The organism is Pseudomonas sp. PME37.24/025 (assembly GCF_055556615.1).
Genome location: NZ_JBVHNK010000003.1, coordinates 571,354 through 591,922 on the forward strand (window position 1 = coordinate 571,354; position 20,569 = coordinate 591,922).

At 58.9% G+C, this 20,569-nt stretch carries 15 protein-coding genes and 1 pseudogene; 10 read left to right on the forward strand and 6 right to left on the reverse strand.

Translation table 11 applies throughout. The features are described from left to right. Window positions 1–41: 41 nt before the first annotated feature. The 3 genes from ACZ3HH_RS08575 to ACZ3HH_RS08585 all read right to left on the reverse strand — a co-directional run bounded on the left by ACZ3HH_RS08575 (window position 42) and on the right by ACZ3HH_RS08585 (window position 4,422). Entirely contained in the window at window positions 42–1,280 is a 1,239-nt protein-coding gene (locus ACZ3HH_RS08575; protein ID WP_465803987.1) for a hypothetical protein, read from the reverse strand. Between the two features lie 15 nt (window positions 1,281–1,295). Then, the gene (locus ACZ3HH_RS08580) at window positions 1,296–3,821 is read right to left on the reverse strand and encodes a CS1-pili formation C-terminal domain-containing protein (RefSeq protein ID WP_465803989.1); all 2,526 of its coding nucleotides are present in this window, start codon (window positions 3,819–3,821) and stop codon (window positions 1,296–1,298) included. A 109-nt stretch (window positions 3,822–3,930) separates the two neighbouring features. Further along, the gene (locus ACZ3HH_RS08585) at window positions 3,931–4,422 is read right to left on the reverse strand and encodes a CS1 type fimbrial major subunit (RefSeq protein ID WP_465803991.1); all 492 of its coding nucleotides are present in this window, start codon (window positions 4,420–4,422) and stop codon (window positions 3,931–3,933) included. Between the two features lie 681 nt (window positions 4,423–5,103). Here ACZ3HH_RS08585 and ACZ3HH_RS08590 point away from each other — a divergent pair. Further along, window positions 5,104–5,697, forward strand: coding sequence for a PadR family transcriptional regulator (locus tag ACZ3HH_RS08590; protein ID WP_465803992.1), 594 nt, complete (start codon window positions 5,104–5,106; stop codon window positions 5,695–5,697). Next, window positions 5,694–6,485, forward strand: a complete 792-nt coding sequence (locus tag ACZ3HH_RS08595; RefSeq protein WP_465803994.1) for a siderophore-interacting protein — start codon at window positions 5,694–5,696, stop codon at window positions 6,483–6,485. Before ACZ3HH_RS08590 ends, ACZ3HH_RS08595 begins: the two co-directional genes overlap by 4 nt. A 64-nt stretch (window positions 6,486–6,549) precedes the next feature. Here the strand turns inward: ACZ3HH_RS08595 and ACZ3HH_RS08600 are convergent, their stop codons facing one another. The 3 genes from ACZ3HH_RS08600 to ACZ3HH_RS08610 form a co-directional block, all read right to left on the reverse strand. Next, the gene (locus ACZ3HH_RS08600) at window positions 6,550–7,206 is read right to left on the reverse strand and encodes a Pr6Pr family membrane protein (protein ID WP_465803996.1); all 657 of its coding nucleotides are present in this window, start codon (window positions 7,204–7,206) and stop codon (window positions 6,550–6,552) included. 2 nt (window positions 7,207–7,208) lie between these two features. Next, entirely contained in the window at window positions 7,209–7,439 is a 231-nt protein-coding gene (locus tag ACZ3HH_RS08605; protein WP_465803997.1) for a VF530 family protein, read from the reverse strand. A gap of 160 nt (window positions 7,440–7,599) precedes the next feature. Beyond that, complete coding sequence (locus ACZ3HH_RS08610; RefSeq protein WP_465803999.1) at window positions 7,600–8,988, reverse strand: aminotransferase-like domain-containing protein; 1,389 nt, start codon at window positions 8,986–8,988, stop codon at window positions 7,600–7,602. 349 nt (window positions 8,989–9,337) lie between these two features. Between ACZ3HH_RS08610 and ACZ3HH_RS08615 the strand changes: the two genes are divergently transcribed. From ACZ3HH_RS08615 to mvaD, 8 genes and pseudogenes are all read left to right on the forward strand, one after another. After that, window positions 9,338–10,543 carry a benzoate/H(+) symporter BenE family transporter gene (locus ACZ3HH_RS08615; protein ID WP_465804001.1) on the forward strand — a complete coding sequence of 402 codons (1,206 nt, stop codon included), beginning with the start codon at window positions 9,338–9,340 and terminating at the stop codon, window positions 10,541–10,543. Window positions 10,544–10,646: 103 nt separating this feature from the next. Then, window positions 10,647–11,885 carry a serine hydroxymethyltransferase gene (glyA, locus tag ACZ3HH_RS08620; RefSeq protein WP_465804003.1) on the forward strand — a complete coding sequence of 413 codons (1,239 nt, stop codon included), beginning with the start codon at window positions 10,647–10,649 and terminating at the stop codon, window positions 11,883–11,885. A gap of 242 nt (window positions 11,886–12,127) precedes the next feature. Next, on the forward strand, window positions 12,128–13,510 hold the full coding sequence (locus tag ACZ3HH_RS08625; RefSeq protein WP_465804004.1) for a carbohydrate porin: 1,383 nt from the start codon (window positions 12,128–12,130) through the stop codon (window positions 13,508–13,510). A 214-nt stretch (window positions 13,511–13,724) separates the two neighbouring features. Beyond that, window positions 13,725–16,133: a glucose/quinate/shikimate family membrane-bound PQQ-dependent dehydrogenase gene (locus ACZ3HH_RS08630; protein WP_465804005.1), complete on the forward strand. Its 2,409-nt coding sequence runs from the start codon at window positions 13,725–13,727 to the stop codon at window positions 16,131–16,133. Between the two features lie 504 nt (window positions 16,134–16,637). Beyond that, window positions 16,638–17,013, forward strand: a pseudogene (locus tag ACZ3HH_RS08635) (DUF6124 family protein). Between the two features lie 178 nt (window positions 17,014–17,191). Beyond that, window positions 17,192–18,418 (forward strand): hydroxymethylglutaryl-CoA reductase, encoded by a 1,227-nt coding sequence (locus tag ACZ3HH_RS08640; protein ID WP_465804006.1) that lies wholly within the window; start codon window positions 17,192–17,194, stop codon window positions 18,416–18,418. A 3-nt stretch (window positions 18,419–18,421) separates the two neighbouring features. After that, a complete protein-coding gene (locus ACZ3HH_RS08645; RefSeq protein WP_465804008.1) occupies window positions 18,422–19,465 on the forward strand; it encodes a mevalonate kinase family protein in 1,044 nt (347 codons plus the stop codon). Next, on the forward strand, window positions 19,462–20,463 hold the full coding sequence (gene mvaD, locus ACZ3HH_RS08650) for a diphosphomevalonate decarboxylase (protein WP_465804009.1): 1,002 nt from the start codon (window positions 19,462–19,464) through the stop codon (window positions 20,461–20,463). The genes ACZ3HH_RS08645 and mvaD overlap by 4 nt, the downstream gene beginning before the upstream one ends. Window positions 20,464–20,569: the final 106 nt, after the last annotated feature.

Sequence of the window (20,569 nt, forward strand, 5' to 3'; positions counted from 1 at the left end):
TTTCAATCTCACAAAATTCGAAAATGGAGGGTTGCGGAGGTTCACACTTCCGAATCCCAGATGATGGTGATGTTGCCCTTGAGCGTTCCGCTGAAACCGGGCTGTATCAGAAAATCGACCGCGTCCCGCGGCATCTCGAAACGCAGAGAACCTGGTTTGCGATCCAGATAATGACCAGGCTGAAAAGGGCCCACCCAAACGTTATTCAACAACGGGGTCTGATTGACCGCCCCACCACTGGGGCCATTGATGCCCACGGGCAGACTGAGCAGTGTCTCGACCTGCGTGCTGTTGCCATTTTCACCGCGCAAATAACATCGAGTACCACCCAGCGAGTCGCACTGCATCATCACGCTGAAACGCGAGGACGCCGAAATGTAGAAGCGTTGATCGCGGTAAATTCGCGTCGGCTTGCGACCGCTTTCGATCCAGCGGTTCCAGCCGCCTTCTGGCTCCAGCGCCACTTTGTTTCCACCCGGTGGCAGGTCGACCTTCAGGGTGTGCTCCACATCCAGGTTGAAACTGAGCGTCAATACCGAGTCGTCGGGCTGCATGATGTCCCCCATGTCGAAGTCCATTCCGGGCCCGACGGTGTAGGTCAGATCGCCGTAGTATTGGCCCGAAGACATTTTCAGCGGGTTGGGTGTACGCAGTTCGTAGCCAATCTGTACATGCTCATAGGTAAAGCCCGGGATGCGGTAATTGGCCCGAGCGGCGCACACGCTCGTTCCAGACGTCAGCCAGAAGAACGTTCTGGCGTCTGGCCACGCATACATGCCCCCGGTACTTCTGCACGGCGCCGGAGGTGCCCAGGTCCAGTCACCCAACAGGCGTGTGTGCCAACCGGGCCATGTCGTGGGCTCACCTTCGCCCACCAGGTTTTCCGCCGTATCGGAAAGAATGTAGCGGCCACCGATCGAGACGATCCGCACTTCCACCTCGGCCTCTTCCTGCGTGTCGGCATGCCGTACGCTCAGCCTTCGCCAGTCCCCCGGAACCCGAAACATCGGGCTCCTGCGCGGATCGTTATGCCCGGCCTCGATCGCACCGACAGACCGAAAGCCGATCGGTGTCAGCAGAGAAAACAGCCCTTTCTCCTTGCAGAATGCAGGTTGACTCGCGCAATGCCCGGTGACGGGAGTCATGTTGATAAATTCGTTGTGCATCGGGTTTGCCGGGACGGGACGAAACACCGCGCGGATATCCATGGTTGCGCCCGACGCCGATTCACCTGCCAGGCTCAACATCAGCAATACCGCCAGGCCCTCCAGTGAACGCATTGACCTTTTCATCGCTCAACCCGCCTTCTGCTCGGTGAAGGTGATATCGGCCAGGGTGTCCGGCGTACACCGCAGGTCACCAATCATCAACACGTTGTTTTCACTGCGATGGCGGTCGGCCTCGAGACGGAACTGGCACAGCAACTGGTTGCCCTGGCGCACTTCCAGCGTTGGCGAACCGGCATTCATTTCCATCGAGAAGAAACCATCGACCTCTGTCACGCCACGACTGGCGTGGTTGATCACGTGGTGGCCCTTGAGCGGCTGCCCTTGCGAATCGACCAGCCGGCCCAGCACGGTCAGGGTTTTCATCACCCGCACCTTGCGATACTCGACCCCACCCTTGTTCAGGTGATAACGGGTGCGGGCCGGTTCGATGGTGGCCGCCGGCACATGGTTGCCTTCGAAATCGAAACTCACCGAGCTGTTCTGGTACGCGGTGATCGGGATGAAGTTGCGTCCCGGCTTCAGCGCCGCGCTGCCGCCGCTGTAATCGTCGGCGCGCAGGGCAATGTCGTCGATGTCCGACTCCACATCGACAATCAGCCCGGCACCGCGCATCTCATGCTGGCTGGTCAACACCATCTGTTGGCCGCCGAGGACCAGGGTACTGTCCAGGTTGAGGCCGCCGGTAAAATTGCCGTTGAAGGACGAACGCTGAACGAAACCATCACCATTGATCGCGTCGGTACGAAAGTTGGCGAGGCTGGAAACGCCGACGCCGTAGGTATCGGTGAGCGCCGTCACCGAGACGTTTTGCAGCACGTGATCTTTCAGGTCTTTGCGCCAGCCAATGGAGGCATTGTTGTCGCGACCGCCGTCCCGGGCCGTGCGTGAACCGATGCTGCCGGTGATCTGCTGTCCAGGCGCACCGAGTGCCAGGTTGATGCTCAAGTCGACGCCGCGATTGCGGTCGTTACCACTGCTGAAACTGCCCGGCCGATCGAACAGCGACAGCCGCCAGTTGCCATCGCTGCCAAACAGGTTGGTGCGCTGGTTCCAGCCCAGATCGAGGCCGACGCCTTCGACGTTGCCCTCGCTGTGGGACACCCGGGCATTGATCGTGCTCTTGCTGCTGAGTCGATGATTGAGTGCCAGTGAGGAGTTGCTGGTCTCACCGACGAACACATTGCGTTGGCGTACCCGTGTGCCATCCGGCAGGGTTTCGTAAAGATTGGTGGTGTCCAGCCAACTGCGGTTGTGGCTGATCACCACGCTGCCGGCGCCATAGTTATAAAGACTTTGCAGATCCAGACCGGTGCCGTGGTCCTGCGTCTGATAGGCATTGGCGTACAGGCTGATGTGATTGGCCAGGGTCCAGTCGACGGAACTGCCGTATTGCAGTTTTTCGCGAACCTGGCGCGCCGACAGCCCCAGAATGACCCGTGGATGCGCCAGGTAGTTGACCGAGGCCCCGGCCGTGGCGCTACCGCTGGATTGCTGATCCCAGTTGCTCAACAGTTTGCTTTCTTCCCCGGCAAACAGGTTGTAGCGCCAGCGCTCGTCGAGGTTGCGCCAGTTGTTGGGCTTGTACACCAACTCTTGAGTGGACGAGGTGATCTGACCGTCTTCGATCAGACGCACTTCAACTTCATAAATGCCACCCGGCAGCGGTCGGGTGTCGAGGGTCTGCAAACCGGCGGGCACCGACTGGGTATTGATCAACAGACCGTCGCGGTAGATTTCCACCGAACCCTGGCGATTGGCCGTGACGTAGATCGGATAGACGCTGGGCATCGGACTGTTGATGGCCAGGCTGTCGGAGCTGCCATACATGACGCCGACAGCCGTATCTGGACTGGTGCCGAACGTGCGCGGCTGGCGGGTCAGTCCTTCGGAATTGGGGGTGAAATAGCCCCGGCGAAAGAAGCTGCCTTGCAATTCGCGTTGGGTGTAAAGCTCATGGACCGCGTGATAAAGCTTGTCATCCGGACCGCCAAGACGGGCCAGTTGCATGTTGAACGTCTGGCTCCAGTTGCCCAGGCTGGCGCTGGCTTCAAGACCGAAGCGTCCGCCCAGATCCTGTTGCTGGCCACCGTTGAGATTGAGCTGGTTGCGCACCATCAGACCGCTGCTGCCGCCATCAGGCTGCTCGTAATAACGCTTGGCCTCGACGTCGCGCTCAGCGTTTTCGGTGAGGATCGAGACGAGGGAGTTTTCCAGGTTGTAATGCACCGCCAGCACCTGATCCGGACACGAACCGGTGCACGTGCCCAGCGGCACGCCTGGCTTGAGATAACTTGCCCACTTTTCCCGCTCGGCGGGGCCGAAGCGGTTTTCGCTGGTATCGGTAAATTCAAGCAAGGTGATGCGATCATCGCGAGACAACACCACCATGGCTTCCCCCAGCGGTTGCTGATCGAGCTCCACCCGAACAGCCAGAGGCACATCAAAGAAATGCTCCTCGAAATCTGCCGGCAGGCCTTTGGCCTGAGCCAACAGACTTCGCGGTGTCGTACCGGCGGAAGAAACGGGAGCCGCCGCTGCACTGGCACAAAACAACAGCGCAAGCGCAGCCGCGATGGGTGTCATCGGGAACATGAACTCTTACTCTGGTTACGAACGGGTTGGAGTCCGGCGGACAGGCCGGTTGGGTTGTCCGCCGGGTAACGCCACTTGAGCAGTTAGCGTTTGTTGCCTTGAGGCTCTATCAAGGCGTAACGACCGGAACAACGGCGTCGAAGGTCATTGCGACCACACCGGTGTAGTCGCCCGGCTGGAAGTTAGTCCCCTTGGCAGAGATCTTCAGCGGTGCGCGGTAATTAGTATCAGATTCGGCTTCACCCACGACCAGTTGTGGAGTGAGGGTCAGCTCCTTGTTATTGAACTCGACTTTCAAATCAATCGACCGACCACCGGAGATCAATTTAGGTGCACTTTCCAGACTGGCGTGAACCGAGCCGTTATTGTTGCGCACGTCGAAGAAACCATTGACTTCTCCCATCTTGCCAGTGGCTGGCCGGTAGCTCATGTCCTGATCCTTGTTGACCAGATCAGGGTCGGTTGGCACCACATAGAAGCCGTTGGTTGGCACGTGAGCGATGAGATTGATCGAGTGAGCAGCCTCGCCCGCGGCGAAAGCCATGGAGGATTGGAGAGCCAGAACAGCCAGTGGGGCAGCGATTGCAAATTTCTTGAACATCATTCAGTACCTGTTTTCTTTTAAAGGATCGGTCCATTGAAAGTTCAGACAGCTCATAGCCGTTAAGGCCGGTGGCCGTGCGCTTTCAACGCCGGGGCATGATCGACTTATCGATCTGGAAAGTAAGCAGGCAACTTCCTATGAGTTCGTAGTTCAACAACCTCATGACCAGAAAGACAAAACCGCAAAAAATCAAAATATAAAACAATGACTGTAAGTTACGCCCTACATACAGTTTTATTGAAAAAACCAGACAGTAGTTCCAGCCGTTTAGCACAGGACTTTGAAGACTTTTAAAATATAAGACCCGAAAATTTTAGAGTAATAACTTCAAGATTCTTCACTGGCTGGGTATTCGAAGGAAAGAGAGGCAGGTGATCAATGCCAGTCAGTTAAGGTGCAAAACTTGTGAGAGCAAGCCTGCTCGCGATGACGGCGATACATTCAGCGTCAATGTTGGCTGATCCGCCGCTATCGCGAGCAGGCTCGCTCCCACAGGGGTTGCAGTATTCAAGTCCTTGACTGACCGGCATTGGGCAGGTGGTAGGGTTTTTCGATGGGTTCCGGTCATTCTGCTATCTCACCGCTCGTCGGCATACGGTCGCCTCGCATGAAAAGTGCCTTGATCCAGACTTAAGATATATCTTAAGTTATATCTAAACACGACGAGAGCAAGCAAAAATGAGAGACCATCATTCCCCTCACCGCGAACACGGCGATGGCCGCGACGGCTTCGAAAAACGCCCAGGACCCGGCCGCGAGCGCGGTGGACGCGGGCCACGGGTGTTCGCCCCCGGCGACCTGAAATTGCTGTTGCTGGCGCTGATCGCCGAACAGCCGTGCCATGGCTATGACCTGATCCGCCAGATCGAAAGCATGTTCGACGGCGCCTACAGCCCCAGTCCCGGCGTGATCTACCCGACGCTGACTTTCCTTGAAGAAAGCGAAATGATTCTGGGCGATGCCGAGGGCGGGAAAAAACGCTACAGCATCACCGACGCCGGACGTCTGTCTTTAAGTGAACAAGCGATTGCCCTGGACGGCGTGCGCATGCGTATCGACGTCAGCAAGCGCTCGTTGCGCGGCCATGACCGCCCCGCCGAAATTCACGAAGCGGTGCACAACCTGCGCCATGCCTTGCAAATGCACCATGGTCGCTGGAGCCCGGAAGAAATTCTGCGGGTACGTGATCTGCTCAACAATACGGCCAAAGCCATCGTCGACGGCCCCCCTTCTCAAACCGTCGCTCAACCCGTTCAGGAGAACGCCGAATGACCGACGTTATCGTGCCATCCCAATCCATTCACCGTGTCAGCCACGAGATCAAGCGCCGTCGTCTGGAAGTACTGCGAGTGGTCGACCTGACCCCGCGTATGCGCAGGATTACCCTGGGTGGCCCAGAGCTGGCTGGCTTCGTCAGCCTCGGAACGGACGACCACGTCAAACTGCTGTTCCCGCAAAACGCTGCGGAACACGCGGCGCTGGAAACCCTGGTACTCGGTGCCGGCAAGGACAACGGGCCGATGCCCGCGATGCGCGACTACACGCCGCGTCGTTATGACCTGGACACCCTGGAGCTGGACATCGACTTCGTGCTGCACGGCGATGGCCCTGCCTCGACCTGGGCCGAGCAGGCCAAACCTGGCCAGTTTCTGCATATCGGCGGGCCGCGGGGCTCGATGATCGTGCCGGACATCTTCGACAGTTATCTGCTGATCGGCGACGAAACCGCCCTGCCCGCCATCGCCCGCCGCCTCGAAAGCCTGGCTGCCAATCGGCGTGCGCTGGTGATCGTGGAAGTGGAAAACGGCGCCGAACAACAACGCCTGGAAAGTGCCGCACAGGTCGATGTGATCTGGGTACTGCGTGAAGGTGGCAGGAATAACCTGCTGACCACCGTGCAACAGATCGAGGTGCCCGATGGCAATCTGTATGCGTGGGTAGCGACTGAGTCCAAAGTGTCGCGGCAGATCCGCCGGGTATTGCTCGATGAGCACGGTCTGAACGAGCAGTTTGTGAAGGCTGTCGGCTACTGGCGACTGGATGACAGTGACGAGGAATGACCGCAACACTGTGATTGCATGCTTTTTGTGGTGAGGGAGCTTGCTCCCTCGCCACAGTCAGTGTTCACTGCCGATCCGCGCGCCACCGATCCAATCCAATCACCAGCAGCGCAATCAGCACAAACCCCGCCAACAATCCCCCTGCATTCACAAACACCTGTGGATAACCCAGTTTGTCCACATCAATAAACGGATAGGGATAAACCGCCAACAGATGCCCGCGCCATAACGCATAACCGAAGTACACCAGCGGATAGATCACCCACAGCGCAATGTGCCGCAACCGCAACGTGCCTTTGGGCACACAGCACCACCAATAAACCAGAAACAGCAGCGGCATGACGTCATGCATCAGCTCATCGGCCAGCCATTGCCAGCCTTCGGGATGCCACAAGTGGCGCAACAACAGGCTGTACGCCACACCGACCACGGCGATGCTCACTGCAATCCCGCCACTCACCCACGGCTGCAAAAACCAGCGCCGCGCCGCAGACTCGCGGGACGTCAGCTCACAGGTCAGCACCACCGCCACCAGCGTGTTGGTCAGCACGGTGAAAAAGCTGAAGAAACTCACCAGCCCACCCAGCAGACTGGCTGCAACACTCCAGCGTGAGTAGAGAATCAGGTACATCTGAATGCTCAAACCCACCCAGCCCAAAACCGCGGCCACGGCAACACAACGACGCCTCACGGCAGAACCTGGCGTCGAGGGTATGACCATGCTCAGACCGGTCGCTTGGTGCGCATCAGCTTTATGTACAGGCGTTCGACCTTCTCCCGCGCCCATGGGGTTTTGCGCAGGAATGTCAGGCTCGACTTGATGCTCGGGTCACTCTTGAAGCAGCGGATATCGATACGCTCGGCCAACCCCGACCATTCGTAGTGTTCAACCAGGGCGTTGAGGATCTGTTCCAGCGTCACGCCATGCAGCGGGTTGGTGTTCTGTTCGGTCATGCCGGGCCTTCGAGCGATGAAAGGATTGGAAGCCGCGCACCTTAGCGGAGCCCTTCGTGCAGTGGAAGGGCCTCGGACAAGGGCATTCGTCAGAGGCTGAATTAACTGTAGGCGAGTTGGACAGCCTCTGAGGAAAACGTCAGGCGATAGCGCCGTCGGCTCAGTAGTAACGTCGCGGGTCCGAATCGATCAGGCTGGCCAGCTTGGTCAGGGCAAATCTCAATTCGTCCTGACTGGTGGGCGACATCAATACCAAACGCACGCAGCGGGTCATTCCGCTACGTTCGGCCTGGAACTGGGTACCACTGAGGACCAACACGCCATTGGCACGGGCCAGCATGGTGAATTCGTCGCTGGTCCAGGGCTCGGGCAGCGTCAACCAGATGTGGTAGGAATACGGCTGGGTCTTGAGTTCGAAATTAGCGAATATTTCCTGAGCGATCGCTTGCCGCCCGGCGGCTTCGTTGCGCTGAATACGGATCAGCTTTTTGTCCAACCCCTGCGTGATCACGTTGCTGGCCAACTGGGCGGTCAACGGCGACGGCATCCAGACGCTGCTGCGCACCATCGAGGTCAGGCGCGACAACAGTTTCGGCGGGCTATAGAGATAGCCGATCCGCAAGGCCGGCATGATCGACTTCGACAGGCTGGTGAGGTACACCGAACGATCCGGCGCGAACGCCGACAGCGGTTTGATCGATGGGTCGGTGGCCAGAAAACCGTAGATGTCATCATCCAGGATGATGAAGTCGAACTCCTCGGCCAACGCCGCGATTTGCGCCCGACGCTTTTGCGACATGATCGCGGCCGTCGGGTTCTGGCAGGTCGCCACACAGACCAGCATCGCCGGTTTCTCACGTTGGCACAGTTCGCGCAACGCTTCGGGAATGATGCCTTCATCGTCCATTGGCACGCCACGCAGACGTCGTTCCAGACCATGGGCCAGGGAAATGATGCCGGGGTAACAAAGCGCCTCGCAGAGCACCAGATCACCGGCGTTGGTCAGCGCACTCATCGCGACCATCAAACCATGCTGCGCGCCTGCGGTGATCACCACTTGCTGCCATTGCGCATCGGGCAATGAATGGCGCAGCCACTGCGCACCCGCCTCGCGATGAGCCGGATGCCCGCCATCGGGGGCGTAATCGAGGGCACGGGCAAAATCCGTGCTCTTGGCCATGCCCACCAATGCGTCGCGCAACCAGTATTCCAGGGTTTCGCTGTAAGGCTTGATGATCGAAAGATCCAATAATTCGGACTGCCCCAGATTCAGCGGGGCGGCATTGTTGCTGGCCGGCAACTCCAGTTGCTTCTGGTTGAGCACATAAGTGCCACGCCCCACTTCCCCCTGCACCAAGCGCCGCCGTTGGGCTTCGCTATAGGCCCGGCTGATGGTACCCGGCGTGACATTCAGCGTGGTGGCCAGTTCCCGCAAGGTCGGCAGACGATCACCTTCGTTCAACACGCCATTGCTGATATCGCGCGCCAACGCGTCGGCAATCGACAAATACATCGGCTGGCCGAACTCGTTTAGCTGAGGAACCCACATGAATGATCGCTACCCATCGTAGAAATGATGAATATCCGAGCATATCACAGGGAAGTTAGGCAACTTATAAATCGACCCAATCGACGGATTGAGTCGATTGATGCGACGATTGGATCGAGCAGGCCTTTTCGTACAAAATTCCAAACGCGAATATTATTCTCTTAACAATCAAATAGTTAACTTAAAAAAAGCTGACAAATAAACACGACTAACAAAAAAACATCTCCTCTTAGCCCTTCGCGCTATTGAATCAACTCAATTCATTCAAATACACTCATCTCGAATCGAATCAATCGACTCAATCACACGCCTGAATCACCACGTGCCAGCCACGCCAAGTCGAGACATCATGGACACACTCAGAAAGGATCTATCCCTGTCAGCGATCATCGCAGGCTTCATCGCCGTGATCATTTCCTATGCCGGCCCGCTGATCATCGTGTTTCAGGCGGCTCGGGAAGCACACCTGCCCAATGATCAGGTGTCGTCCTGGATCTGGGCCATTTCCATCGGCAGCGGCGTGACCGGCCTGTTGTTGAGCTGGCGTCTGCGGGTTCCGGTGATTACGGCTTGGTCGACACCGGGGGCTGCGTTGCTGGTGTCGATGCTGCCCACGGTCTCCCTGCCCCAGGCCATCGGCGCCTATGTGGTGGCTTCGGTGATTATCGCGGTGGTCGGCCTGTCCGGCGCGTTCGATAAACTGATGAGCCGCCTGCCCAAAGCCATCGCCGCCGCCATGCTCGCCGGCATATTGTTTCGTTTCGGTGCCGAACTCTTCACCTCGATCAAGCTGCAGCCGGCGCTGGTGCTGTCGATGATCGCGGCGTACCTGATCTTCAAACGCTTTTCACCGCGCTACGCCATCCTGTCGGTATTGATTGTCGGCTGCGCCGTGGCGGCCTCGTTCGGCGAACTCAACAGCGGATCGATCAGCATCGATGTCGCCCACCCGATCTTCATCGCCCCGCAGTGGAGCTGGCACGCGATCATCAATATCGGCCTGCCGCTGGCCCTGGTCACCCTGACCGGGCAATACGTGCCGGGCATGGCGGTGATGCGCACCTCGGGCTACAACACCCCGGCGCGCTCGATTATTTCGGTCACGGCCATCGGTTCAATCTTGATGGCGCCATTCGGCTCCCATGGCTTCAATCTCGCGGCCATCACCGCCGCGATCTGCACCGGCCGCGAAGCCCATGAAGATCGCGACAAGCGTTACATCGCCGGAATTGCCTGCGGGGTGTTTTACATTCTGATGGGCACCTTCGGCGCGACCCTGGCTTCGGTGTTTTCTGCCTTGCCCAAAGAGCTGATTGCCTCCCTCGCCGGCCTGGCCCTGTTCGGGGCGATCAGCGCCGGGCTGACCGGTGCCATGGCTGACGAGAAGCAACGTGAAGCGGCGCTGATCACCTTCCTGGTCACCGCCTCGGGCATGAGTTTCCTGGGGCTGGCCGCTGCATTCTGGGGGCTGATCTTCGGACTCGTGGCGCATTTCGTACTGACCTGCACCAGGCAAAGCAAAGCCACCGCCGTCACCGAGGGCAGCCGACCATGACCGTTCGTTACGACTCCATTGTGGTCGGCGGCGGACTGTCACACGCATCACCGTATCTCGCGCCAGCCTCCGTGACCGAAGCACTTATCCAAGGAATGACTCCATGAGCCTGCACAATTTCGACCCTGTCATCGCCCGCCTGATCAGCCGTGAACGCAACCGTCAGGAAACCCATCTGGAGCTGATCGCTTCGGAAAACTACGTCAGCGAAGAAGTGCTGGAAGCCCAGGGTTCGGTTCTGACCAACAAGTACGCCGAAGGCTACCCGGGCAAGCGCTATTACGGTGGCTGTAAAGTGGTCGACGAAATTGAAAGCCTCGCCATCGAACGCGCCTGCAAATTGTTTGGATGCGACTACGCCAACGTCCAGCCGCACTCTGGCTCGCAAGCCAATCAGGCGGTGTTTCTTGCGGTGCTCAACCCCGGCGACACCCTCCTGGGCATGTCCCTGGCCCATGGCGGGCACCTGACCCATGGCGCCTCGGTAAACTTCTCCGGCAAGTTCTACACCGCGTACGCTTACGGTCTGGAAAAATCCAGCGAAACCCTCGACTACGCCCAGATGGAAGCCCTGGCCCGGGAACACCGACCGAAGATGATCATTGCGGGTGCCTCGGCGTATTCCAGGACCATCGACTTCCAGCGTTTTCGCAACATCTGCGATGAAATCGGGGCCTACCTGATGGTCGACATGGCGCACTACGCCGGGCTGGTCGCAGCCGGCCTGTACCCCTCGCCGGTTGGCATCGCCGACTTCGTCACGTCGACCACGCACAAAACCCTGCGCGGCCCACGGGGCGGCCTGATTTTGGCCAAACGCGAATACGCGGCGCTGCTCGACAAGACGATATTCCCGGTTTATCAGGGCGGGCCTCTGATGCACGTCATCGCCGCCAAGGCCGTGGCGTTCAACGAAGCCCTCGGTGATGAGTTCAAGCACTATCAGCAACGCGTCATCGACAACGCCAGGACCATGGCGGACATCCTTACGCGGCGAGGCCTGCGGGTGGTGTCAGGGGGCACCGACTGCCACATGTTCCTGCTCGATCTGCGCGCGAAGAACATCACCGGCAAAGAGGCCGAGGCGTTGCTTGAAAGTGCCCACATCACCTTGAACAAGAACACGATTCCCGAAGATCCGCAAAAACCTGCGATCACCAGCGGCATTCGCATTGGCACACCTGCCCTGACCACACGGGGCTTCGGTGAAGCCGAATGCGCCGAAGTGGCCAACCTGATTGCCGATCTGCTTGAGCAACCGACCAATGCGGTACTGCTGGAAAAAGTCCGCCGACGGGTGATGCATTTGTGTGAATGCTTCCCGGTCTATCTATTGACTTGACGGCACTGAAACAGGCGGGGCGGACGCTTTAGTCCGCCCTTTTTTTGCACGGCCAGATACTGCGGCGACAGGTCGCAGCCAACTGTTACCAAATCCGAAATGATCCATGTCAATAAAAGCCCTTTCTCTATGTGTTACAGGACATTATCCTTACGCCCGTCCTGCTGAAACGCTTCTCCCCCTGCTTCATCCCGCTGCGTTCAGTCCCCCCCTTTAGAAAAAAGACCAAGAATTTCTTCTCTATGCCTGATTTTCATACTTCGCGAGACAGCGCTGTCTTGCTCCCTGTGACCAGTCGAAAAGCCCTGAACCTGATCGGTGGGTTCACCGCATTGAGCCTCGCCACCTGTACCCAGGCTGCACCGGCATTCGATAGCGATTCGCCGTGGATGCTCGGCGACTGGAACGGCACTCGTACCGAACTTTCGGAAAAGGGCTACGACTTCAAGGTCGATTACACCGGTGAAATGGGCAGCAATCTGCACGGTGGCTACGATCACGACCGCACCGCGCGCTATAGCGATCAGTTCGGCTTTGGCACCCATCTGGACTTGCAGAAGATTCTTGGCTGGGACGACGCTGAATTTCAGCTGACCATCACCGAGCGCAATGGCAACAACATCAGCAACGACCGGATCAACGATCCGCGGGTCGGCGGTTTCACCTCGGCTCAGGAAGTCTGGGGCCGTGGCCAGACCTGGCGCCTGACGCAGATGTGGTATCAGCAGAAATTCTTCGATCAGAAGCTCGACATCAAAGTCGGTCGCTTCGGCGAGGGCGAAGACTTCAACAGCTTCCCCTGCGACTTCCAGAACCTGGCGTTCTGCGGCTCCCAGGTCGGCAACTGGGTCGGTGGCATCTGGTACAACTGGCCGGTCAGCCAGTGGGCGATGCGCGTTAAATATCACCTGACGCCGGAGCTGTACGCGCAAGTCGGCGTCTATGAACAAAACCCGTCCAACCTTGATCGCGACAACGGCTTCAAACTCAGCGGCAGCGGCACTCAGGGCGCAATTCTGCCAGTGGAATTGGTCTGGACTCCGAAATTCAACGGCCTGCCGGGTGAATACCGTGCCGGTTATTACTACAGCAATGCCAAGGCCACCGATGTCTATAAGGACAGCAACGGCCAGCCAGCCGCGCTGAGTGGCGAGGCTTATCGCAGCGCATCGAGCAAGCACGGCGTGTGGCTCGGTATCCAGCAGCAGTTGACCAGCCGCGCCAGTGACAACTCACGCGGGTTGAGCGTGTTCGCCAACGGCACGATGCACGACAAAAAGACCAACGCCATCGACAACTACGTCCAGGCCGGCGTCGTCTACAAAGGCTTGTTCGATGCCCGCGCCAGAGACGATATCGGTTTCGCCCTGGCCCGTGTCCACGTCAACCCGGCCTATCGCAAGAACGCCGAGGCCACCAATCAGGCCCGCGCCGTCTTCGACTACGACGACCCATCGTTCCTGCCGCCGCAAGACACCGAATACAGCGCCGAACTCTATTACGGCGTGCACGTCACGAACTGGCTGACCGTGCGCCCGAACCTGCAATACATCCGCCACCCCGGTGGCGTGGACAAGGTCGATGACGCGCTGATTGGCGGGATCAAGATCCAGTCGTCTTTCTAATTAAAACCACAAGACCTGTGGGAGCTGGCTTGCCTGCGATAGCGGTGGGTCAGCCGACACTTTTGCCAACTGACACACCGTCATCGCAGGCAAGCCAGCTCCCACAGGGATTGCATTAACCGCACACCTTTCTTAACTGAACCCTGCCCGCGCCAGATCGTCATCTACAGTGAACTTGCGCGGGACTACTTAAAATGTCACGGAGAACCACACTATGAGCGCTGATGGTGCTTTCAGTCGAAGCCGTCTGCTGCCGAGCCTGCTCGGTATCGTGCTTCTACTAATGGGCCTGGCCTTGCTGGCCGGGGGGATCAAGCTGAGCATGCTCGGCGGCTCGCTGTATTACCTGCTGGCCGGTATCGGCCTGATGCTGACCGGGGGGCTGCTGCTGGCCGACCGTTATGCAGCGCTGAGCCTGTACGCGGTGGTGCTGTTCGCCAGTACGGTCTGGGCACTGTGGGAAGTCGGTCTGGACTGGTGGCAACTGGTGCCACGTCTGGCGCTGCTCTTTACCCTCGGCATCGTCATGCTGCTGCCATGGTTTCGTCGCCCATTGCGTACCGGCGAGTTCAACCCGGTCGGCACCGGCGTGCTGAGCGCTGCCGTGGTCATCGCCGGTATCGCCGCGCTGGCCAGCCTGTTCACCAACCCGGGTGAAATCAAAGGCGAACTGGATCGCGACGCCGTGCCTGGCATGACCAACACCGCCCCGGCCATGCCCGATGGCGACTGGAACTCCTACGGCCGCAGCGCCCATGGCGATCGTTACTCGCCACTGGCGCAAATCACGCCACAGAACGTCAGCAAACTGGTGCCCGCCTGGACCTACCGCACCGGCGACCTGCCTGGCCCGAACGACCCGGGCGAAACCACCGCCGAAAACACCCCGCTCAAAGCCAACGGCATGCTCTATGTCTGCACGCCGCACAGCCAGGTGATCGCGCTGGACCCGGACACCGGCAAGGAACTCTGGCGTTTCGATCCGAAGCTCTCCACGCAGAACGCGGCGAACTTCAAGGGTTGGGCGCACATGACCTGCCGTGGCGTGACCTATCACGATGACGCCGCCTACGCCTCCGAGCAGAGCCCGACCGGCACTGCCAATGCGCCAGTGACCAGCGTCTGCCCGCGCCGGATCTTCCTGCCGACCGCCGACACCCGTCTGATCGCCCTGAATGCCGACACCGGCAAAATGTGCGAAGACTTCGGCAACGGTGGCCAGGTTGACCTGACAGCCAACATCGGCGGCTTCACCGCCGGCGGTTACTACTCCACTTCGCCACCGGCGGTCACCAAAGACCTGGTGGTGATTGGCGGCCACGTCACCGACAACGTTTCTACCGACGAACCAAGCGGCGTGATCCGTGCGTTCGACGTGCACACCGGCAAACTGGTGTGGAACTGGGACAGCGGCAACCCGGACGACACCACGCCGATTGCCGAAGGCAAAACCTACACCCGCAACTCGCCGAACATGTGGTCCATGTTCAGCGTCGACGAAAAACTCGGCATGCTCTACCTGCCGATGGGCAACCAGACCCCGGATCAGTTCGGTGGCGCGCGTACCCCTGAATCGGAACTGCACGCCGCCGGCCTGACCGCGCTGGACATCGCCACCGGCAAGGTGCGCTGGCACTTCCAGTTCACCCACCATGACCTGTGGGACATGGACGTGGGTGGCCAGCCAACCCTGATGGACCTGAAAACCGCAGACGGTGTGAAACCGGCGGTGCTCGCGTCCACCAAGCAAGGCAGCATCTACGTGCTGGACCGCAGCAATGGTCAGCCGATCGTGCCGATCAACGAAGTGCCGGTGCCACAAGGTGCTGTCGAAGGTGATCACACTTCGCCAACCCAGCCGAAATCCGACCTGAACCTGATGCCACCGCCGCTGAAAGAACGCGACATGTGGGGCGTCACCCCGTTCGACCAACTGATCTGCCGGATCGACTTCAAATCCATGCGCTACGACGGCCCGTTCACGCCGCCATCGCTGCAAGGTTCGATCGTGTATCCAGGCAACTTCGGCGTGTTCGACTGGGGCGGCATCTCGGTTGACCCGGTGCGTCAGATTGCTTTCATGAACCCGGACTACATGGCGTTCAAATCGAAAATGATCCCGGCCGCCGAAATCGCTGCCCAAGGCCCGCGCAAAAGCGAAACCGAAGGCGTACAGCCAAACAAAGGCGCGCCATACGGCGTCATCCTCGAACCCCTGCTCTCGCCACTGGGCCTGCCGTGCCAGGCACCGGCCTGGGGTTACGTGACAGCGGTCGACCTGACCACCAGCAAAATCATCTGGAAACACAAAAACGGCACCGTGCGCGACAGCTCGCCGGTTCCGATCCCGCTGAGCATGGGCGTGCCTAGCCTGGGCGGCACCTTCGTCACTGCTGGCGGCGTTGGTTTCCTGAGCGGCACCCTTGACCAGTACCTGCGCGCCTACGACGTGAAAAACGGCAAGCAACTGTGGGAAGGCCGCCTGCCAGCAGGCGCGCAAACCACACCGATGACCTACACCGGTAAAGACGGCAAGCAATACGTGCTCGTTGTTGCTGGCGGTCACGGATCGCTGGGCACCAAACAGGGTGACTATGTGATTGCGTACAAACTGTCGGAATAAGTTTTAGCGGCGGTTAAAGGAAAGGCGACTCCTGTGAGGGGGTCGCCTTTTTTATGGGTGCCATTTTTGTTGCCACACCACCGAACAAAATGTGGGAGCGAGCCTGCTCGCGATAGCGGTGTGCCAGTCAACATCAATGCTGGATGTTAAACAGCCTTCGCGAGCAAGCCCACTCCCGCATTGGATCGAGGTTGGCCTGGAGAATCCGAGCGTACGTCCTACAGATTTGGCTGTTCTGAAGGAGAATTCCGACAACCTCTATCGGTTGTCGCGTCAGAAGGCCGGGAGATAGGCTTCGCCCGTCGCTGCAAATTCAGCGACCGGGTTTGGTTGCCCAAGTTTAGAATGGCGCACTTTTCGTGCTTGCTTCATGGCGAGCTGTGCGTGGGAGGGCCTCGGCCCTGCCGGGTTCCATTCCCTGGTCGACCAACCTGCGTACGGTTTGCCACCCATCTGCTTGGTCGCAGTCGTGGCGAACTCCCTTTCTTCGAATGGAGCTTCACCATGATCAAAGAAACCCCGAATCCCCCCGAAACCGACGACGTTTCCCCCTACGAATCCGTCGATTCAAACAAACTCAGCGAAGCCGCCGAGCGCGCCCTCGACTTCCACTTCCCGTCGATTGCCGACATCAAAGCCACCCCGCACGCCCAGCACCCTGTTCACAGTGGACTCAGAGGCCACGACCGAAACCCTGGTGGTTTTTCTGGTCGAAACATTGGCCTCGGTCGATGTGATGGTCCATCACCTGGTGGACCATCTGGACGGTGGGTCGCGTAATGCCCTGCGGGGTATTTCAAACAACATCATGCTGGCGGAGATCACGGCAAACCGAGTGCTGGATAGCCTCGACGTGCCAAAACCCGCGCCACACCGCTAATCCCCTGTAGGAGCAAGCTCAGCGCCTACACGCAAACGGTCCAGCCGAATTCACAAAGACTCAATAACCAATCGATCTAAAAAACTGACAACAATGACAGTAGCTGTCCTCACCGCCCCTAGGGAAGATCGACAGTACGCGCACAACCGTTCGCGCCTGCTGATCTTTGGAGCCTGCCATGTCCCTCACCCCATTTGGCACTCACTGGATAGAGGCGTTGATCAAGGGTGAAATCGGCCTGCACCAGTTGCCTGCGACCCTGTCACGAAAGGAAGCATCCCTCGTGCGGCGTGAGGCTTTGCAACGTATCACTGGATCGCCGCTCGGCACGATCGGTGACTACACCTTCGATGCACAGCCCGCCAGGTGCGAGAACTTTATCGGTGCCATTCAGATTCCCGTGGGGGTCGCCGGCCCCTTACTGGTGAATGGTCAGGCCATCACCGCTCGAGAACCGGTTTATGCACCACTCGCCACCACCGAAGGCGCGTTGATCGCCAGTGTTTCCAGGGGATGCAGCGCGTTGCGTGCTGCCGGAGGTGCGGTGGTCCGGGTCGAGGATGTGGGGATTACTCGAGCACCGGTCTTTCGCTCCAGCGGCATCATCCAGACTCAGGCTTTCCTGGCGTGGGTACAAACCCACTACGACGAGATCAAACAATTGTGCGAGCAGGACAGCCACCACCTGACTTTGCAGGACATCGCACCCGCTACGGTTGGCTGCACGATCTATCTGCGTTTTCGCTTCAAAAGCGCCGATGCAATGGGCATGAATATGGCGAGCATCGCTTGCGACCGGGCCATCTCTCAACTGATTAGCCCCGCAACGGGCGTACCCTGCATCAGCATCTCGGGCAATTACTGCACCGACAAAAAACCAGCGATGGTTAACTTCCTCAACGGTCGGGGAAAACGCATTTATGCCGAAGCCCACCTGAGCGCCGATATCGTGCGCGACATCCTGAAAACCAATGCCATATCGCTGTGTGAGGTCCAGTACCGGAAAAACTTGCTCGGTTCGGCCATGGCGGGGGCCATCGGCTGTAACGCACATCACGCCAATATTCTCGCAGCCTTCTTCATCGCCACCGGACAAGACGTTGCCCAAGTGGCGGAAAGCGCCATGGGTATTACGTGCATCGAGGCACGGGAACACGGGGCCATCTATGCGTCGGTACTGCTACCCGACACACCGCTTGGGGTTATCGGCGGTGGCACCGGCCTGAGTACCCAACGAGAAGCACTGGCCTTGATGGGGATCGTGCCTGGCCATAAGGCACCCGGCGTGGACACCCTGCGCCTGGCGGAAGTACTTGGCGCGTTAGTGCTGGCGGGCGAACTGTCGATCATGGCCGCCCAGGCGTCTCATCACCTGGTCAAAGCCCATGTGCAACTGGGTCGCTGAACAATGACATCAGCGATCATCCAGGCGCGCGCTCCCGGCAAAATAATTCTGATGGGCGAGCACGCCGTGCTGCACGGTTGCCCTGCCATTGCCACTTCACTGGGCCTGTATTGCAACATTCAGGTGCGAGCGCGAGAGGACAAGCAGATAGCGTTGCAGCTGCCCGACCTTAACCTTCATCGGTATTACACGTTTCAAACCCTGCTCGCCTACGCGGGGTGCGCGCGCCAATCGGGCGCGCAGGCTTTTACTTACGCTGAAGGGGCCGATGCCGATCATCTGATCAAATGCGCCATCGGTGAACTCCTGCTCAGGCTCGCCCCTGAAGACTGGCGAGGTTTTTCTCTCAAGGTGGAATCGAGTATTCCCTCCAGGGCTGGCTTCGGCAGTTCGGGAGCATTGGCCATCAGCCTGGCGGCGGCGCTGCTGCGTTTCTTCAATCTGAAACCGCAACAGCACCCTTTGGAGCCCTTGGCAATGAATATTGAACGCTACCAGCACGGCCAACCGTCGGGGATTGATCACAACACCAGCCTGCTGGGTTCGACAGTGGAGCGGCGCCCCATGGAGGACGGCAGTTTCAAGCTGATTTCCTGGCCCAAAAGTGCGGCGTGGCTGCAATTGCGCGACGTTGAGATCTACGACACAGGTGCTGCTCGCGAGAGTACGGGACACATCATCGCCGCCACCCGTCACCGGCTCGAAGGCCCCGATAATCCGTTGCTGGAAAGCATGCGTCACAGTACTGAACGCTTTCGAACACTGTTGCAGCGACCCGTCCTGATGCCCGAAACGCTCAAGCAGTTGCTGCGCGACTATGAAGACGCGCTAGAGTGCCTTGGCGTGGTACCCAGGAAAATCGCCAAGGTCATTCGGGCGATCGAAAGGGCCGGTGGTGCCGCAAAAATCTGCGGCGCCGGTGCGCTCTCGGGAGACCAGGCTGGCGCGCTCTTGGTGATCGGCGCACCTGCGCGACCGGAACTGGCGCAATTTCGCAGAATCCACGCGCCACTGGCAGTCGATGGTTTGCAGGTCAGCGAAGGATGAATAAGGTAAGTGTCTCCTCACCCAGCAATATTGCGCTGATCAAATACTGGGGCATGAGTGATGCGCAGCGGACACTACCCAACAATGCTTCACTCTCCATGACCCTGAACCAATGCGTCAGCTATTGCACGTTATCGCCGCAGACGAGCGGTACGTGCGATGAAGTACTGTGGAAAACTGCCAGCGGCTCACTGTTACCGGCACACGCTTCCATGCGCCTCGGGATCGAGCAGCATCTATTGCAATTGCGCCAGCACTTCGACGATTGGCAGCCATTGCGCATAGCAACCGTCAACAGCTTCCCGACCGGTGCGGGCATTGCCTCATCGGCATCCGGGTTCAGTGCGCTGGCACTGGCGTTCGCCTTGCGCTGTGGGCAATCGCTGAATAGCCCCGAACTCAGCCAACTGGCGCGTTTGTCCGGCTCCGGCTCGGCAGCGCGCTCAGTCATGGGAGGGTTCGTGCAGTGGCCAGGACGTCCTGGACAACCGGAAGGCCCTGCAGAACAGTTCGCACCCGCGCAACACTGGCCACTGCATGACTTGATCGCCGTCGTTGATGCCGAGCATAAAAACATCAGCTCCCGCCAGGGCCATCACCTCGCTGCCAGCAGCCCTTTTTACTCGACCCGTCTGAGCCTGTTGCCCGAACGGCTGGGCTCCCTGCGCGAAGCCATCCTGAATCGTGACTTCAACACATTGGCCGATACCGTGGAGCGCGAAGCCGTGGAGATGCACATGATCGCCATGACCTCGCAGCCGCCGATTTTCTACTGGCAACCGGCGACGCTGCAGATTCTGGAGCGGGTTCGACAACTGCGGCGCGAAGGGTTACAGGTGTGCGCAACGGTAGATGCAGGCCCCAACGTGCATGTGCTGTGTACATCGCAAGATGCCTCAGCTGTTTTTACGGCGTTGCGCATACTGCCAGGGGTTGAACAATGGATCTTCGATCAGGCGGGCGATGGACCGAGACAGTTGGAGCATCATCTGTTTTGAACCAGCCTCACAGGCAATCTACGAACTGTACAAACCCTGAACAAACACCCAGAAATATCCCCCGTCATTGAAACCACCCCCCACCTGCCCCATCTAAGACCCATAC

What these genes read in the sequence shown, in the direction of transcription:
- ACZ3HH_RS08615 (WP_465804001.1), top strand. Translation starts at nt 9,338, where the DNA reads ATGGACACACTCAGAAAGGATCTATCCCTGTCAGCGATCATCGCAGGC.
- ACZ3HH_RS08630 (WP_465804005.1), top strand. Translation starts at nt 13,725, where the DNA reads ATGAGCGCTGATGGTGCTTTCAGTCGAAGCCGTCTGCTGCCGAGCCTG.
- ACZ3HH_RS08625 (WP_465804004.1), top strand. Translation starts at nt 12,128, where the DNA reads ATGCCTGATTTTCATACTTCGCGAGACAGCGCTGTCTTGCTCCCTGTG.
- ACZ3HH_RS08595 (WP_465803994.1), top strand. Translation starts at nt 5,694, where the DNA reads ATGACCGACGTTATCGTGCCATCCCAATCCATTCACCGTGTCAGCCAC.
- ACZ3HH_RS08575 (WP_465803987.1), bottom strand. Translation starts at nt 1,280, where the DNA reads ATGCGTTCACTGGAGGGCCTGGCGGTATTGCTGATGTTGAGCCTGGCA.
- ACZ3HH_RS08600 (WP_465803996.1), bottom strand. Translation starts at nt 7,206, where the DNA reads ATGGTCATACCCTCGACGCCAGGTTCTGCCGTGAGGCGTCGTTGTGTT.
- ACZ3HH_RS08590 (WP_465803992.1), top strand. Translation starts at nt 5,104, where the DNA reads ATGAGAGACCATCATTCCCCTCACCGCGAACACGGCGATGGCCGCGAC.
- ACZ3HH_RS08610 (WP_465803999.1), bottom strand. Translation starts at nt 8,988, where the DNA reads ATGTGGGTTCCTCAGCTAAACGAGTTCGGCCAGCCGATGTATTTGTCG.
- mvaD (WP_465804009.1), top strand. Translation starts at nt 19,462, where the DNA reads ATGAATAAGGTAAGTGTCTCCTCACCCAGCAATATTGCGCTGATCAAA.
- glyA (WP_465804003.1), top strand. Translation starts at nt 10,647, where the DNA reads ATGAGCCTGCACAATTTCGACCCTGTCATCGCCCGCCTGATCAGCCGT.
- ACZ3HH_RS08585 (WP_465803991.1), bottom strand. Translation starts at nt 4,422, where the DNA reads ATGTTCAAGAAATTTGCAATCGCTGCCCCACTGGCTGTTCTGGCTCTC.
- ACZ3HH_RS08580 (WP_465803989.1), bottom strand. Translation starts at nt 3,821, where the DNA reads ATGTTCCCGATGACACCCATCGCGGCTGCGCTTGCGCTGTTGTTTTGT.
- ACZ3HH_RS08645 (WP_465804008.1), top strand. Translation starts at nt 18,422, where the DNA reads ATGACATCAGCGATCATCCAGGCGCGCGCTCCCGGCAAAATAATTCTG.
- ACZ3HH_RS08605 (WP_465803997.1), bottom strand. Translation starts at nt 7,439, where the DNA reads ATGACCGAACAGAACACCAACCCGCTGCATGGCGTGACGCTGGAACAG.
- ACZ3HH_RS08640 (WP_465804006.1), top strand. Translation starts at nt 17,192, where the DNA reads ATGTCCCTCACCCCATTTGGCACTCACTGGATAGAGGCGTTGATCAAG.